Annotated in this window: 1 pseudogene; it reads right to left on the reverse strand. The window is 67.1% G+C overall.

From position 1 onward, the window contains the following. Positions 1-461 (reverse strand): annotated as a pseudogene (locus ACKAE7_RS21185) (site-specific integrase); the annotation flags it as partial. Positions 462-586 lie beyond the last annotated feature (125 nt).

Here is a 586-nt window from a genome sequence, read left to right on the forward strand (position 1 = left end):
TCGGCGAGGAAGCGTTCCAGGATGCCGCGGTCGATGCAGTCCGGGCCGTCGGAGTGGGGGATGGTGCGGGCGAGGAACGCGGCGAATCGGTTCAGGGCGAGGATGTCGACGCGCCCTTGGATGATTTCCCTGCCGCTGGTCAGCCGCCATCGGATGAAGCGTTTTGCCAGGGGGCGCAGCCACGGTTGCGGGATCTTGTCGAAGCGGAGGGTGCCGCGGGTGTCGGTGTAGCCGAGGCGGTGCAGGGCCCAGGCGTCGCGGGAATACTCTGACTCCCAGCCGGTGCCGGCGACGAGGTCTTCGAGCCGGGTGTAGGCAAAGCGCAGGAACGCAAGTTGCCCGTTGTGGCGGTGACTGCGGCCCACCCGGCCGGCGATATAGAACGCTGCCCACTGGTCAAGATTCCAGTCCAGCAGCGAGGTGACGCCGCTGTCGGAGACGAGCCGGATCACGGGCGTCACAACGGAGGAGCGGGTACTGGCCCGGCGTTCATCGTGGCGGCATTGCATGGCGTGCTGGAGCTCAAGCCGCAGCTGGGGACGATCTGCCAGGCATCGGAAATCGAACCGGTCCAGGCCCACGCTTT

This window comes from Pseudarthrobacter sp. NKDBFgelt (genome assembly GCF_046097905.1).
GTDB classification, from domain to species: Bacteria; Actinomycetota; Actinomycetes; order Actinomycetales; family Micrococcaceae; genus Arthrobacter; species Arthrobacter polychromogenes.